Origin of the sequence: Actinosynnema sp. NPDC059797 (assembly GCF_042732085.1) — a bacterium.
Lineage (GTDB): Bacteria > Actinomycetota > Actinomycetes > Mycobacteriales > Pseudonocardiaceae > Actinosynnema.
The window spans coordinates 18318-32844 of sequence record NZ_JBHWIE010000030.1 but is presented as its reverse complement, the minus strand read 5'-3'; the positions used below and the strand labels follow the sequence as shown (position 1 = coordinate 32844).

The following is a 14527-nucleotide window of genomic DNA, read 5'->3' as shown; positions in this document are numbered from 1 at the left end:
GTGAACCCCACGATGGCCGGGACACCGAAGAAGAACCTGATGCTGTTCGGGGGGCGGGCGTACCCCGAGCTGACCGAGCAGGTCGCCAAGCACCTGAACGTGTCCGTCACCCCCCAGTCGGCGTACGACTTCGCCAACGGCGAGATCTTCGTGCGCTTCGAGGAGAGCGTGCGCGGCTGCGACGCGTTCGTGATCCAGTCGCACTGCGCGCCCATCAACCAGTGGCTGATGGAGCAGCTGATCATGGTGGACGCGCTCAAGCGCGCCTCGGCCAAGCGGATCACTGTGATCATGCCCTACTACCCGTACGCGCGGCAGGACAAGAAGCACCGCGGCCGCGAGCCGATCTCCGCGCGCCTGGTCGCCGACCTGTTCAAGACCGCGGGCGCCGACCGCCTCGTCGCGGTCGACCTGCACACCGCGCAGATCCAGGGCTTCTTCGACGGCCCGGTGGACCACCTGTGGGCCATGCCGCTGCTCGCGGAGCACATCCGCGACAAGTACGCGGGCCGCGAGCTGACCGTGGTGTCGCCGGACGCGGGCCGCACCAAGCTGGCCGAGAAGTGGGCGGACACCCTGGGCGGCACGCCCATCGCGTTCATCCACAAGACCCGCGACCCGCTGCGGCCGAACGAGGTCGTGGCCAACCGCGTGGTCGGCCAGGTCAAGGACCGCCTGTGCGTGGTGATCGACGACATGATCGACACCGGCGGCACCATCACCAAGGCGGTCGAGCAGCTGCTGGACGAGGGCGCGTCCGACGTGGTCATCGCGGCCACCCACGCGGTCCTGTCCGGCCCGGCCGTGGAGCGCCTGCGCGACTGCGGCGCCCGCGAGGTGGTCTTCACCGACACCCTCCCGATCCCGGCCGAGAAGCGCTTCGACGCGATGACCGTCCTCCCGATCGCCCCCCTCCTGGCCCGGGTCATCCAGGAAGTCTTCGAAGACGGCTCCGTGACCTCCCTCTTCGACGGCAACGCCTGACCCAGCCCCCGTGGAGGACACGCCCCGCGTGTCCTCCACCCACCCCCCGCGTGTCCTCCACTCCGACATCGCGAGTCGTACGTCCAGACCCCGCGAGTCGTACGTTCCGGTCGCGCGTGTCGTACGCCCAGACCCCGCGAGTCATGCGCTCGGGTCTCGCGAGTCATGCGCTCGAACCCCGCGAGTCATGCGCTCGGGTCTCGCGAGTCATGCGTTCGAGCCCTGCGAGTCCTGCGTTCAGGACCCCTCGGGTGGGTGTTTCGTCGGTCTCAAGTGGGGGAACCAACCCCCGATTAGGCCTTGTCCGCCGGGTCTGCCTACACTGGTCGGGTTGCCTCGGCGAGGGCGAGCTCCACGCTCGGCGTGATCGACGCGGCGGTGTTGTGATGCCGCGCGTGTCCACCATCCGCGCCGCCCGCCGTCGCAGGCCGACAAGCCCCGCTTCGCCCGCCCGACGTACAAGGCCAGACCGTTAGGAGAGCCCCACCGTGTCCGAGGTCCGTCTCGCCGCAGAACAGCGCACCGAGTTCGGCAAGGGCGCCGCCCGCCGCACCCGCCGCGCCGGCAAGATCCCCGCGGTGCTCTACGGCCACGGTTCCGACCCGAAGCACCTGGCCCTGCCGGCGCTCGAGTTCGCCCGTGTCGTCCGCGAGCACGGTCACAACGCAGTTCTCACGCTGGACATCGACAACGCCAGTGAGCTCGCGCTGACCAAGACCGTCACCACGCACCCCATCAAGAACTACATCGAGCACGTCGACCTGCTGCTGGTGCAGCGGGGCGAGAAGGTCACCGTCGAGGTGCCCGTGGTCGTCACCGGCGAGCCCTCCCCGGGCACGCTGGTCACCCAGGACCTGACCACCCTCCAGGTCGAGGCCGACGCCCTGAACATCCCGGAGCAGGTCGAGCTGTCCATCGACGGCGCCGAGGCCGGCACCCAGGTGCACGCTTCCGACCTGGCGCTGCCGAAGGGCGTCACCCTGGTCACCGACGCCGAGGCCCTGGTCCTCGCGGTCGGCGCCGCGCCTACCGCGGAGCAGATGGAGGGCGGCGGCGAGAGCGCCGAGCCCACCGAGGCTCCCGAGGCCACCGAAGAAGGCTGAGCCCATCACGTCGGGCAGTTCGGACGGCACGCCTCCCCCGCCTCACGGCTGGGGTGGCGTGCCGTTCCCGTACTTCAGCCCGGCGCAGGTGCGCTCGACGCGGTTCCCGCGCAGCCGCGGCAAGGGCTACGACCCGGCGCAGGTCGACGCGTTCGTGCTGCGCATCGCCGACGCGCTGGCGGGCCGGGCCCCGCTGCGCCCCGACCAGGTGCGCGCGGCCGTGTTCACCGAGGTCCCCGGCGGGTACGACCAGCGCGCCGTCGATTCCTTCCTGGCCGCCCTGGAGCACCAGCTCCGCTCCGGCCACGTGCCGCCGACCAGCCTCCAGACCGGTGCCGCGCTGCTGGCGGTGAAGCTCCCGAGATCGTCGAACGGCTACGATCGCGGCGAGGTCGACGCGTTCCTCGGCCGGGCCGCCGCGACGTTGGACGGGCAGGGCCGGATGACCTCGATCGAGGTCCGCCACACCAGGTTCAGCACCACGTCGGGGCTCCGGCGGGGGTACCGGGTGGACGCGGTGGACGCCCTGTTGGACGAGCTTGAGCAGGAGTTGCGGTTCCGTGGCCGATGACGTGCACCTGGTCGTGGGGTTGGGCAACCCGGGTCCCAAGTACGAGGGCAACCGGCACAACGTCGGCTTCCTGGTGCTTGACGTGCTCGCCGACCGCGTGGGTGGTCGGTTCAAGGCGCACAAGGGTGGCGCGGAGGTGCTGGAGGGCCGGCTCGCCGGTCGTCGGGTCGTGCTGGCCAAGCCGCGCGGTTACATGAACACCTCCGGCGGGCCCGTGGCGGGTACCGCGAAGTTCTACAAGGTGCCGCCCGCGTCGATCATCGTGGTGCACGACGAACTGGACCTGCCGTTCGGCACGGTGCGCCTCAAGCTCGGCGGCGGCGAGAACGGCCACAACGGCCTGCGGTCGATCACGAAGTCGCTGGGCACCAAGGACTACCACCGGGTGCGCTTCGGCATCGACCGGCCGCCGGGTCGGATGGACCCGGCCGACTACGTGCTGCGCGACTTCTCGGTGGTGGAGCGCAAGGAACTGGCGTTCGAACTGGACCGCACGGCCGACGCCGTCGAGGCGCTGCTGGAGCTGGGTCTGGAAGGCGCCCAGAACAAGGTCCACTGAACTAAGTTCAACCCAGCAGGAACCGCTGAACTAAGGTCAACCACGCGAGGGCAGCTGAACTAAGTTCGACGACATGAGGACCTTGAACTAAGTTCAACCAGGGCTTGCCAGCGCTGAGTTAAGTTCAATTCAGCTGACATTGGCGCTGAACTAAGTTCAATCAAGGTGGTTCAGCGGTGGCGTAGGTCGACTTGGAGCAGGTGTGGGGATACCTCGAACCCGCCGCGCTCGTAGGCCGTTACGGCTCGTTCGCTGGAGTGCACGGTCACCCGTTCGAGGTCGAGTTCGCGCGCGACATCCAGGACCGCTTCGATCAGTCGGCCGCCGAGGCCGTTGTTGCGCTCCTCCGGTCGCACGTAGACGCACTGCACGTCCCCGGATGCTCGCTCGAACGAAGCTGCGTGGGGCACCCTCGGGATGATCGCCAGCCATGCCATGCCGACTACCCGGCCGTCGCGGAGCGCGACCGTGCACCTGTGCGTCGCCGCGTTGTCGCTCGCCCATGCCAAGAACGCGGGCACGAACTCCTCTAGCGGCACCGGTGGGGTGCCGCGGCGTTCCTGGAACCACAGCCACCGCAGCTCGGCGGCGGTGGCCACGTCCTCGGGTCGGGCGGTGCGGATCTCGATCGATGTCACCTCGCCATCCTGCCCACGCGGACCGGTGCGTGAGGCGGGCCGATGGCTGGTCCGGGGCAGGCGGCGAGCTGGTGCCCGGAGCGGACGGACAGATGCGCTTAGCAAGCGGGCAGGTGCGCCAGGCGGACAGGCAGGTGCGTGAGGCGCGCAGGCAGGTACGTGAGGCGGATAGGCGGATGCCCCAGAGCGAGCAGGCAGGTGGCCGGAGTGGACGAGTCGGGGCGCGGGGCAGACAGATGCGCGGGGCCGGCCAGCAGGTACCGCGCCTCGGGGGTCTTGCGGGGTCCTGTGAGCGGAGTCCGGTGGGCGGGGTCGGTGAGCGGACCCCGGTGTGGCAGAGCCTGTGTGCCAGGGCCCTGCGGGTCATGCCGGCCCGCAGGACCCCGTCCACCGCGCTACCGCGCTACCGCACTACCGCGCCACCTCGCCGCCACGTGCGCGAGTGCCACCCGCCGCCCTCAGCCGGTCGGTACCAGGACCGCCGCCGCCGAGCGGCGTAGCTTGCCCGAGGGCGTCTTCGGCAGGCTGCCGGGCTTGAGCACGACCACCGAGTACGGCCTCAGCCCGACCGCGTCCACCACCCGCGACCCGATCTCCTTGGTCAACGCGCGCACCGCCTCGTCGTCGCCCGCGAGCTTCGACTCGACCACCACCGCGAACCGCTCGCGCCGGGTGCCCGCGTCCAGCCGCACCGCCACCGCGTTGCCCGCGCGCACGCCCTCGACCGAGGTGGCGGCCCGCTCGATGTCGGTGGGGTAGATGTTGCGCCCGCCCATGATGATCACGTCCTTGCGACGCCCGCAGACCACCACCTGGCCGTCGACCAGATAACCCTCGTCACCGGTGTCGAGCCAGCCCTCGGCGTCCCGGGTGGCCCGCGGGCCGTCCACGGTGAGGTAGCCCGGGGTCACCGCCTCGCCGCGCACCCGCAGCCCACCCACGCGCCGTTCGCCGAGCACCTCGCCCGCCTCGTCGACGACCCGCACCTCCAGGCCCGGCAGCGGCGGCCCGAGCAGCGGGAACGCCCGCGCGTTCGGGTGGTCGGCCGCGACCGGCACGGCGCGCTTGCCCGCCTCCAGCTCCTCGGGATCGACCACGTCCACCGCCATGCCGGTGAACACGGGCGCGAACGCCACGCCCAGCGTGGTCTCGGCCATGCCGTAGGCGCACAGGACGCACTCCGGGCGCAGGCCGAACCGCGCGCCCTCGTCGGTGAACGCCTCCACCGCGGCCGGGTCGATGGGCTCGGCCCCGTTGAGCGCGATGCGCAGCTCGGACAGGTCGTACGAGCCGTCGTCCACGCCCCGCATGCGGCGGGCGGCGATGGCGTAGGCGAAGTTCGGCGCGGCGGTGATGGTGCCGCCGTACCGGCTGATCAGGTCCGGCCACAGGGTGGGCCGGCCGAGGAAGTCGACCGGGGTGACCTTGACCAGCTCGATGCCGAACAGCATGGGCACGGTCAGGAAGCCGACCATCCCCATGTCGTGGAACAGCGGGAGCCAGGACACCATCACGTCGTGCTCGGGGTCCAGCTCGGCGGCCGTGCGCATGGCCGTGGCGTTGGACCACAGGTTGCCGTGGGTGATCCGGACGGCCTTCGGGTCCGCGGTGGAGCCGCTGGTGAGCTGGAGCAGGGCGGGCGAGTCCTCGTCGACCTCGACCGGGGCGGGCAGCGGGTCGCCGTCCAGCTCCTCGATCCTGCGGTAGGCGACGCCGTGCTCGTCCAGCACGCCCGACAGCGCGTCGAACGGCGAGCCGAGCAGCACCAGCTTCGCGCCGATCATGCCCAGCACGCGCAGGGTGTCCTCGGCCCACTCCGCCAGGTCGGTGCGGGCGGTGGGCTGGTGCAGCATGGTCGTGCTGCCGCCCGCGAGCCACACCGCCTGCACGGCCGGCGCGATGGCCGCCGGGTCGCCCGCGAGGACGGCGATCGCCTCGCCCCGCCCCACGCCGCCCGCCACCAGCGCGCCGGCCGCGCGGGACGCCCGCTCGTGCACCTCCAGCCACGTGCGGCGGACCGGCGGTCCCGGCTCCCCCGTGGTCATGCCCCTGTCCCGCCCCAAGGCGCCCGCGGCGGTCGCCACCATCGTGTCCACGAACCGGCTCATGGGCGTCAGGGTAAAGCGATCTCGGTGGGCGCATTGAGCCGATAGGGCGAAACAACGGACCCATCGGCCCGCGATACTCCCCGGTACGCCACACGAAGGAGGTAATCGGGTGACCGGGTTCGACGCGCGCCGGCACACGCCCGCACACCCGGCGCCGCTGCTGAGCGCGCGGGACCTGCGGCAGGTCGCCTTCCACCGCCCGCCTCCCGGTCAACCGGGGTACGACGAGGGCCAGGTGGACGCCTTCCTCGACCGGATCGAGGACACGCTGCTGGGCCGGGACGACGTGACCGAGCAGGACGTGCGGAGAGTCCGGTTCAGACCGTCGCGGCCCGGTTACCACGCCGCCGAGGTGGACGCGTTCATGGACCTCGTCGCGGACACCCTCGGCTCGACGCCGCAACGCCGCCAGGCCTCCGCGCCCGCCAGCGGCGCGCACGCCACGTCGACCGGGATGAGCCCCGCGCCGCGGCTGACGCCCCAGGACGTGCGCGGCGTGCGGTTCCACAAGCCCAGGCCCGGCAACCGCGGGTACCACGAGGGCGAGATCGACGCGTTCCTGGACCGGATCGAGGAGACGCTGGCGGGCCGGGACGACCTGACCGCGCCGGAGGTCCAGGAGAAGGAGTTCGGCTACGCGCCGCCGGGCATGGCCGGGTACGACGAGGACGACGTGGACACGTTCCTCGACCTGGTCGTGGTGACGCTGGAGCGCACCCCGCCCCCGCCGCCGGTCCGGCCGCGACCGGGGCCCGGCACCCGGCCGCTGACGGCGCGCGACGTGCGCACGGTGTCGTTCGGCAAACCGCCGCGCGGGCGGCGCGGCTACCTGGAGTCCCAGGTGGACAAGTTCCTGGACCGCGTCGAGAACACCCTGCTGGGCCAGGACTCCCTGACCGCGCGCGAGGTCCGCGAGGTCCGCTTCAGCCGCCCCGTGTTCGGGCGGCGCGGGTACGACGAGAACGAGGTCGACGCGTTCCTCGCGCGGGTGGAGAAGCAGCTCGGCGAGGGCCCGCCGCGACCGGCCGCGCTGCCCCCGATCACGTCGTGGAAGCAGTTGCGGCAGCTCAAGATCCCCCTGGCGGGCCCCGCGGCGCGCGGCTACCGGACGTCCCAGGTGGACCGGGTGCTGGAGGAGGTCGGCATCGCGCTGGACGGCATGGTCGGCGCGTCGTCGGAGGAGGTGGTCAAGACCAGGTTCGCCCAGTCCCTGATGACGGGCCAGGGCTACGACTGCGCGTTCGTCGACGAGCTGATGCCGCTGCTGGTGGCGGAGCTGCGGCGGCGGGGCCGGTAGTCGCGGCAACGGGGCGGGTGGTCGTGGCGGCAGGGCCGGCAGTCGCGGCGGCAGGGCCGGTGGTCGCGGCGGCGCGGTGAGCCGAACGGCCGGGCCGGCAGGACCCGCGAACGCCGGCCCGACCCAACCGCGCTGTCGGTCCCCCGTGGTTCACTCATCGGCAGGGGGCCTCCACCTCGGGGGACCCCCGCGCCGCGTCACCCCGCCGCCGCGTCACCCCGCCGCCGCCTCACTCCTCAGCCGCGCCACCCTTCAGCCGCGCCACCCTTCAGCCGCGCCACCCTTCAGCCGCGCCACCCTTCAGCCGCCTCACCCCTCCGCGGCCTCACCCCTCCGCGGCCTCCGCGGCCTCCAGCCACTGCGCCTCGACGTCCTCGGCCTCCGCCAGCACGGCCTTCAGCTCCGCGTCCAGGGCCATCAGCCGCTCGGGGTCGGTGGCCGCGTCGGCGAGCTTCGCGTGCAGGTCGGTCTCCTTCTTCTGCAACGCCTCCAGCCGCCGCTCCAGTCGGGCCAGCTCCTTGCGCGCCGCGCGCTGGTCGGCCGCCGACGACGGCGCAGCCGCCGCCGGGGACTTCTGCGCGGGAGCCGCGGCCTCCTTCTGCCGGTCCCGCCGCCGCAGGTACTCCTCGATGCCGCCGGGCAGGTCGGTCAGCCCGCCGTCGCCGAAGAGGGCCACCACCTTGTCGCACACCCGCTCCACGAGGTACCGGTCGTGGGAGATGACGACCAGCGTGCCCGGCCACGAGTCGAGCAGGTCCTCCAGCTGCTGGAGGGTGTCGATGTCCAGGTCGTTGGTCGGCTCGTCGAGCAGCAGCACGTTCGGCTCGGCCATCAGCAGCCGGCACAGCTGGAGCCGCCGCCGCTCGCCGCCGGACAGGTCGCCGACCGGGGTCCACTGCCGCTGCGACGAGAACCCGAACCGCTCGGCGAGCTGCGACGCCGACATCTCCTGCTTGCCCAGCACCACGCGCCGGGCGACCTCCTCGACCGCCTCCAGCACGCGCATCGAGCCGTCGAGGTCGTGCAGCTCCTGGCTCAGGTGGGCGAGCTTCACCGTCTGGCCCTGGATCCGGCGGCCCGTCTCCAGCGGCCGCTCGCCGGCCAGCGCCCGCAGCAGCGTGGTCTTGCCCGAGCCGTTCACGCCGACGATGCCGACCCGGTCGCCGGGCCCGATCCGCCACGTCAGGTCGCGCACCAGCACGCGGTCCGGCACGGTGAGCGTGACGTCCTCCAGCTCCAGCACCGTGCGCCCCAGGCGGCGCTTGGCGAACGCCAGCAGCTCCACCGAGTCGCGCGGCGCGGGCACGTCCGAGATCAGCGCCTCGGCCGCCTCGATCCGGTAGCGCGGCTTGGACGTGCGGGCGGGCGCGCCGCGGCGCAGCCACGCCAGCTCCTTGCGGGCCAGGTTGCGGCGCTTCTCCTCGGCCGCGTCGGCGAGGCGGGCGCGCTCGGCCCGCGCGAAGATCCAGTCGGCGTAGCCGCCCTCGTACTGCTCGACGCGGCCGTTCGAGACCTCCCACGTGCGGCTGCACACCGTGTCCAGGAACCACCGGTCGTGGGTCACCACGACGAGCGCGGTGCGGCGGGCCAGCAGGTGGTCGGCCAGCCAGCGCACGCCCTCCACGTCGAGGTGGTTGGTCGGCTCGTCGAGCACCACCAGGTCCAGGTCGCGCACCAGCGCCGCGGCCAGCGCGACCCGCCGCCGCTCGCCGCCGGACATGGTGCCCACCGGCGAGTCCAGGCCGAAGCCCGTGATGCCCAGGCCGTCGAGGATCGAGCGCACCCGCGCGTCGGCCGCCCACTCGTGCTCCGCGCCGTACCCGAGGGGGTCGAGCACGGCGTTGCGCACGGTGGAGCCCTCGGCCAGCTCGGTGCGCTGCGTCACCACGGCCATGCGCAGGTCGCGGTTGCGGCTGACGCGGCCGTCGTCCGGCTCGGCGACGCCCGCCAGCACCTCCAGCAGCGTGGTCTTGCCGCCTCCGTTGAGGCCCACCACGCCGATCCGGTCGCCCGCGCCGACGCCGAGGGACACGCCGTCGAGCAGCGGGCGCACGCCGAACGACTTGGAGACGTTCTCAAGATTGACCAGGTTGGCCACTACCAGCACCTTCGTCGAAACGGGTGGGACAAGCCGCTCAGGCGTGCACTTCCGGCGGCGTCGGCCGGGGCTCCTCGGTGCCGATCACGCGGGCGCCGTGCACCGGGCCCTGCGCGACGCGCACCGTCCGGCACACCCCCGCGCCCGCCAGCTCGGCCGCCACCCGGACCGCGGAGTCGCCGTCCGTGCACAGGAACGCGCAGGTCGGGCCGGACCCGGACACCATGCCGGCCAGCGCGCCCGCGTTCACGCCCGCCCGCAGCGTGCGCCGCAGGTTCGGCCGCAGCGACACCGCCGCCGCCTGGAGGTCGTTGCCGAGCAGCAGCGCGAGCTGCCTCGGGTCGCCGGACGCCAGGCCCTCCAGCACGGCCTCCGCCGGGCCGACGCGCGGCGGGTCGCCGTCCACGCGCAGCCGGTCCAGCTCGTCGAACACCTCGGGGGTGGACAGGCCGCGCCGGTCGAAGGCGAGCACCCAGTGGAACGTGTGCCGCGCCAGCACCGGCACGATCCGGTCGCCGCGGTCGGTGCCCAGCGCCGTGCCGCCGTAGAGGGCGAACGGGACGTCCGCGCCGATCTTGGCGGCCAGCGAGGCCAGCTCGTCCCGGGAGACCTCCAGCCGCCACAGCGACGCCAGGCCGACCAGCGTCGCGGCCGCGTCCGCGCTGCCGCCCGCCATGCCGCCCGCGACCGGGATGGACTTGCGGATCACCACCCGGACCTTCGGGTCCTCGGGGTCGCGGCCGACGTGCTGGGCCAGCACCCGCACCGCCCGCCAGGCCAGGTTGGACGCGCCGGTGGGCACCGAGTCGGCGCCCTCGCCGTGCACCTCCACACCGGGGTCCTCGGCGATGGCGACGGTGACCTCGTCGGTCAGCGACAGGGCCTGGAAGATCGTCACCAGGTCGTGGTAGCCGTCCTCGCGTTGATCGCCCACGGCCAGGTGCAGGTTGACCTTGGCCGGGACGCGGACGGTGACCGGAGGTGGGACGACTGCTAGCACGCCATGAAGCGTACGGGCGTTCCCGGGGTGCTCGCTCCCACCCACCCCTGACCTGCGACGAATGCGCCCGGGTCCTCCGCCGAAAGGAGGCGCGGAGGACCCGGGCGCGGAACTCGCCGGTGCGGGACGCATGACTCGCGGGTCCGGAACGCATGACACGCGAGGTCTGAACGCATGACACGCGAGGTCTGAACGCATGACTCGCGCGACCGGAACGTACGACTCGCCGGGCCTGGGCGTACGACTCGCGCGACCGGAGCGTACGACTCGCGGTGTCCGGGTGGAGGACACGCGCGTGTCGTCCGGTGCGGTGTTGCGTGTCGTCCGGTCGGGCACCGGGTGGGGTGCGGTGGGTCAGACGGGGAGGACGGAGCCGGAGAAGGTGGTGGTGATGTAGTCCTTGACCTGCTGGGACTGGAGCAGGGCGAGGAGGTCCTTGATCCGCTGGTCGTCCTTCAGCTCGGCGCGGGTGACCAGGCCGTTGGCGTTGGGGTTGCCCTCGGTCTTCTCCAGCGCCAGGGCGTCGTCGGCCGGCTTGAGGCCCGCGTCGATGGCGTAGTTGCCGTTGATCACGGACGCGTCGGTGTCGTCGAGCGAGCGGGGCAGCTGGGCGGCCTCCAGCACGACGAACTGCAGGTTCTTCGGGTTGTCCTCGACGTCGCGGACCGTGGCGCCCGCCTCGGCGCCGGCCTTGAGCTTGATCAGGCCGTTGGCCTGGAGGAGCTGGAGGCCGCGCGCCTCGTTGGTGGCGTCGTTCGCGACGGCCACCTTGGCGCCGTCGGGCAGGTCGGCCAGAGACTCGTGCTTGTTCGAGTACAGGCCCAGCGGTTCGAGGTGGACCGGGCCGATCCACTCCAGGGACGCGCCGCTCTCGGCCTTGAACGTGTCCAGGTACGGCACGGTCTGGAAGTAGTTGGCGTCCAGCGACCCGTCGACCAGCGCGGTGTTCGGCTGCACGTAGTCGGTGAACTCCACGACCTCGATCTTCAGGTTCTTGGAGGCGGCCAGGTTGTCGGCCACGTACTTCAGCACCTGGGCGTGCGGTACGGGGCTCACGCCGACCTTGAGCGGGGCGTTCGGGTCCGAGGCGGCACCGGTCTGGCCGCCGCTCCCGCAGCCCACCGCGGTCAGCAGCACGGCCAGCAGGGCAGCACGAATACGCATTTCGTTCCTTTTGGGATGAGGAGAGGGGTCAGACGGAGGCGTGGCGGCGCCGGTCGATGGCCCGCGCCACGCGGTTCGCGGTGAACTGGAGCGCGGTGGCGATCACCGCGAGCACGGCCACCGTGCTCCACAGGTAGCGCTCGTTGAACCGCTGGTAGCCCTCGCGCACGGCGAGGTCGCCGAGCCCGCCGCCGCCGACCACGCCGGCCATGGCCGAGTAGCCGAGCAGGGCGATGGCGGTCACGCCGATCGCGTTCACCAGCGCGGGCAGCGACTCGCGGAGCAGGACGCTGCGGACGATGCGACTCGTGGACGAACCGGTGGTGACCGCCGCCTCCACCACGGAGACGTGCACCTCGGAGAGCACGTTCTGGACCAGCCTGCCGACGAACGGGATGGCGCCGACGGCCAGCGGCACGATGGCCGCCGTCGGTCCGATGGTGGTGCTGAGCAGCAGCCTGGTCAGCGAGGTGAGCACCACCAGCAGGACCAGGAAGGGCATGGAGCGACCGAGGTCCACGACGAACCCGAGCACCTTGTGCAGCAGCGGGCGGGGCTTCAGCCCACCGGGAGCGGTGAGCTGGAGCCAGATTCCCACGGGGGTGCCGAGCAGGACCGCGATCAGGGTGGAGACGCCCACCATGTACAACGTCTCGCCGGTGGCGAGGAGCACCTCGTCGAACACGGTGGACCAGGGTGTTGCAGACCTCACGCAGCGACTCCCTGCGGACCCGCGAGGGTGCGCCGCACCGAGCCGCCCGCCTCCGAGATCCACTCCAGCGCCGAGTCCGAGCGCTCGCCCTTGAGGCCGACGCGGAACCGCGCGACCGGGGTCTCGCCCAGCCTGGTCAGGCCGCCGCCCAGCAGGTTCAGCTCGACGCCGAACCGGTTGGTCGCCTCGGGCAGCAGCGCGCCGACCGCGGCGAAGCCGACGAGCACGACGTCCGCGACCCGGTCGAAGGCGCTGTCGACCGCCGGGTTCTGGTCCACGGCGGGCAGCAGCGAGGAGGCCGTGCGGCTCTCGGCGTCGGACACGAGGTCGAGGACCTTGCCGTGCTCCACGACGCGACCGCCGTCGAGGACCGCGACGTCGTCGCAGATCCGGCGGACCACGCCCATGTCGTGGGTGACCACGAGCACCGTCACGCCCAGCTCGGCGCGGGCCCGGTCCAGCACGGTGAGCACCGAGCCGGTGGTGTCCGGGTCCAGCGCGGAGGTCGGCTCGTCGGCCAGCAGCACCGAGGGCTGCGCGGCGAGCGCGCGGGCGACCGCGATGCGCTGGCGCTGGCCGCCGGAGAGCTGGTCGGGGTAGCTGTTGGCCTTGTCGGTCAGGCCCACCAGGTCCAGCAGCTCGGCGACGCGCGTGCGGCGCTGCGGCCCGGCGACGCCGGCGGCCTCCAGCGGCAGCGCGACGTTGCCCGCGGCGGTGCGCTGGCGCAGCAGGGAGTCGCCCTGGGGCACGACGCCGATGCGCCGGCGGGCGGCGCGCAGCGCGGTGCCGTCGAGGGAGACCAGGTCGGTGCCGTCGACGCGGATCGCACCGCTGTCGGGGCGCTCCAGGAGCGCGACGCACCGGGCGAGGGTGGACTTGCCGGCGCCGCTCGGGCCGACCACGCCGAGCACGGTGCCGGCGGCGACGTCCAGGTTCACGCCGTCCAGGGCGCGGACCTGCCCGGTACTGCCGGGGAAGGACTTGGTGAGGTTCTCGACAGTGATCACGTTTTCACTCCACGACTGCGTGCGGCGGCGCACGCTCATGGCGTGCGCGACCGGAGGCTGCGGCTGGCAGGCGCGCCCGGGTGGTCAGGGCGCGGAGGTGAAGAAGGAGGACGACTGGTGGGTCAGCTCGTCAGCTGCGACAGCCGGACACCGTGCGACGGCCGTGGTCGACGACTCGCCGGCGCGTGAGCATTCGCATCCTGGGCACGTGATCCTCCATCGTTCCTGGCTGAAGCACCTGCCCCCAGGTGGGGTGGTTGCTGCGGCGTCGTGGAGCCAGGTCTCTCGGCCGCTCGGGATGGCACGTCGAGTACACCTGACAGACCCCGTTCGACGCAAGCCTGTAACGGAACCGTCCGGCAAATCACACTGATGGCCGAAAGATCGATGTTTAAAGGGCCTAGGAAACTTCGACTATCCGGATAAAGTCTCTGATACCGAGCTTTTCACCGCGCGTGCTCGGGTCGACACCCGCCGCCAGCAGCAGCCGCTCGGCCTCGGCGGCCGAACCCGCCCACCCGGCCAGCGCGCCGCGCAGCGTCTTCCGCCGTTGCGCGAAAGCCGCGTCCACCAACGAGAAGAGCTTCTTCCGGTCCACAGTGGACAGGAGTTCGTGGCGCTCGAACGCGACCAGCGCGGAGTCCACGTTGGGCACCGGCCAGAACACGGAGCGCGACACCGGGCCCGCCCGGCGGGCGTCGGCGTACCAGGCCAGCTTCACGCTCGGCACGCCGTAGACCTTGCTGCCGGGACCGGCGGCCATCCGGTCGGCCACCTCCGACTGCACCATCACCAGCCCGGTGCGCAGCGACGGCAGCTCGGCCAGCAGGTGCAGCACCACCGGCACCGCCACGTTGTAGGGCAGGTTGGCCACCAGCGCGGTCGGCGCGAGCGGCAGGCTCCCGGCGGTGACGCGCATCGCGTCCTCGTGGACGACGGTGAGCCGGTCGGCCAGGTCGGGCGCGCGCTCGGCCACGGTGTCCGGCAGGCGACCCGCCAGCACGCCGTCGATCTCCACCGCCACCAGCGCCCGGCACGCGGGCAGCAGGGCCAGCGTCAGGGAGCCGAGGCCCGGTCCGACCTCCAGCACGACGTCGTCCGGCCGCAGGCCGGCCGAGGCCACGATGCGCCGCACCGTGTTCGGGTCGTGCACGAAGTTCTGCCCCAGCTTCTTGGTGGGGCGCACGTCGAGGTCGGCGGCCAGCCGACGGACGTGGGGCGGGGCCGGGGGGGCGCGGGATCCCCCGCCCGCCCACGCAGAAAATACCGTGGAGCCCCCCATCATA

General features: G+C 72.5%; 13 protein-coding genes and 1 riboswitch. Of the genes, 5 read left to right on the top strand and 8 right to left on the bottom strand.

Features of this window, described 5'->3' with window-relative positions:
- Nucleotides 1-12 precede the first annotated feature (12 nt).
- The 4 genes from ACFV4N_RS11485 to pth all read left to right on the top strand — a co-directional run bounded on the left by ACFV4N_RS11485 (nt 13) and on the right by pth (nt 3217).
- On the top strand, nt 13-984 hold the full coding sequence (locus ACFV4N_RS11485) for a ribose-phosphate diphosphokinase (RefSeq protein WP_499672424.1): 972 nt from the start codon (nt 13-15) through the stop codon (nt 982-984).
- Nucleotides 985-1472: 488 nt separating this feature from the next.
- Nucleotides 1473-2087 (top strand): 50S ribosomal protein L25/general stress protein Ctc, encoded by a 615-nt coding sequence (locus ACFV4N_RS11480; protein WP_499672407.1) that lies wholly within the window; start codon nt 1473-1475, stop codon nt 2085-2087.
- A 58-nt stretch (nt 2088-2145) separates the two neighbouring features.
- Nucleotides 2146-2658, top strand: coding sequence for a DivIVA domain-containing protein (locus ACFV4N_RS11475; protein WP_499672406.1), 513 nt, complete (start codon nt 2146-2148; stop codon nt 2656-2658).
- Nucleotides 2648-3217 (top strand): aminoacyl-tRNA hydrolase, encoded by a 570-nt coding sequence (gene pth / locus ACFV4N_RS11470; RefSeq protein ID WP_499672405.1) that lies wholly within the window; start codon nt 2648-2650, stop codon nt 3215-3217. The genes ACFV4N_RS11475 and pth overlap by 11 nt, the downstream gene beginning before the upstream one ends.
- A gap of 170 nt (nt 3218-3387) precedes the next feature.
- Here the strand turns inward: pth and ACFV4N_RS11465 are convergent, their stop codons facing one another.
- Entirely contained in the window at nt 3388-3855 is a 468-nt protein-coding gene (locus ACFV4N_RS11465) for a GNAT family N-acetyltransferase (protein WP_499672404.1), read from the bottom strand.
- Nucleotides 3856-4313: 458 nt separating this feature from the next.
- Nucleotides 4314-5963: a fatty acyl-AMP ligase gene (locus tag ACFV4N_RS11460; RefSeq protein WP_499672403.1), complete on the bottom strand. Its 1650-nt coding sequence runs from the start codon at nt 5961-5963 to the stop codon at nt 4314-4316.
- 109 nt (nt 5964-6072) lie between these two features.
- Between ACFV4N_RS11460 and ACFV4N_RS11455 the strand changes: the two genes are divergently transcribed.
- Complete coding sequence (locus ACFV4N_RS11455) at nt 6073-7260, top strand: DivIVA domain-containing protein (protein ID WP_499672402.1); 1188 nt, start codon at nt 6073-6075, stop codon at nt 7258-7260.
- Nucleotides 7261-7585: 325 nt separating this feature from the next.
- Here the strand turns inward: ACFV4N_RS11455 and ACFV4N_RS11450 are convergent, their stop codons facing one another.
- From ACFV4N_RS11450 to rsmA, 6 genes are all read right to left on the bottom strand, one after another.
- Nucleotides 7586-9358 carry an ABC-F family ATP-binding cassette domain-containing protein gene (locus ACFV4N_RS11450; protein WP_499672401.1) on the bottom strand — a complete coding sequence of 591 codons (1773 nt, stop codon included), beginning with the start codon at nt 9356-9358 and terminating at the stop codon, nt 7586-7588.
- Nucleotides 9359-9395: 37 nt separating this feature from the next.
- Nucleotides 9396-10358, bottom strand: a complete 963-nt coding sequence (locus ACFV4N_RS11445; protein WP_499672400.1) for a 4-(cytidine 5'-diphospho)-2-C-methyl-D-erythritol kinase — start codon at nt 10356-10358, stop codon at nt 9396-9398.
- 354 nt (nt 10359-10712) lie between these two features.
- A complete protein-coding gene (locus ACFV4N_RS11440) occupies nt 10713-11522 on the bottom strand; it encodes a MetQ/NlpA family ABC transporter substrate-binding protein (protein ID WP_499672399.1) in 810 nt (269 codons plus the stop codon).
- A 28-nt stretch (nt 11523-11550) separates the two neighbouring features.
- On the bottom strand, nt 11551-12234 hold the full coding sequence (locus ACFV4N_RS11435; protein WP_499672398.1) for a methionine ABC transporter permease: 684 nt from the start codon (nt 12232-12234) through the stop codon (nt 11551-11553).
- Nucleotides 12231-13241, bottom strand: a complete 1011-nt coding sequence (locus tag ACFV4N_RS11430; RefSeq protein ID WP_499672397.1) for a methionine ABC transporter ATP-binding protein — start codon at nt 13239-13241, stop codon at nt 12231-12233. Before ACFV4N_RS11430 ends, ACFV4N_RS11435 begins: the two co-directional genes overlap by 4 nt.
- Before the next feature lie 213 nt (nt 13242-13454).
- A riboswitch (SAM riboswitch) is annotated at nt 13455-13546 on the bottom strand.
- A 95-nt stretch (nt 13547-13641) separates the two neighbouring features.
- Nucleotides 13642-14523 carry a 16S rRNA (adenine(1518)-N(6)/adenine(1519)-N(6))-dimethyltransferase RsmA gene (gene rsmA, locus ACFV4N_RS11425; RefSeq protein ID WP_499672423.1) on the bottom strand — a complete coding sequence of 294 codons (882 nt, stop codon included), beginning with the start codon at nt 14521-14523 and terminating at the stop codon, nt 13642-13644.
- Between the last annotated feature and the right edge of the window lie 4 nt (nt 14524-14527).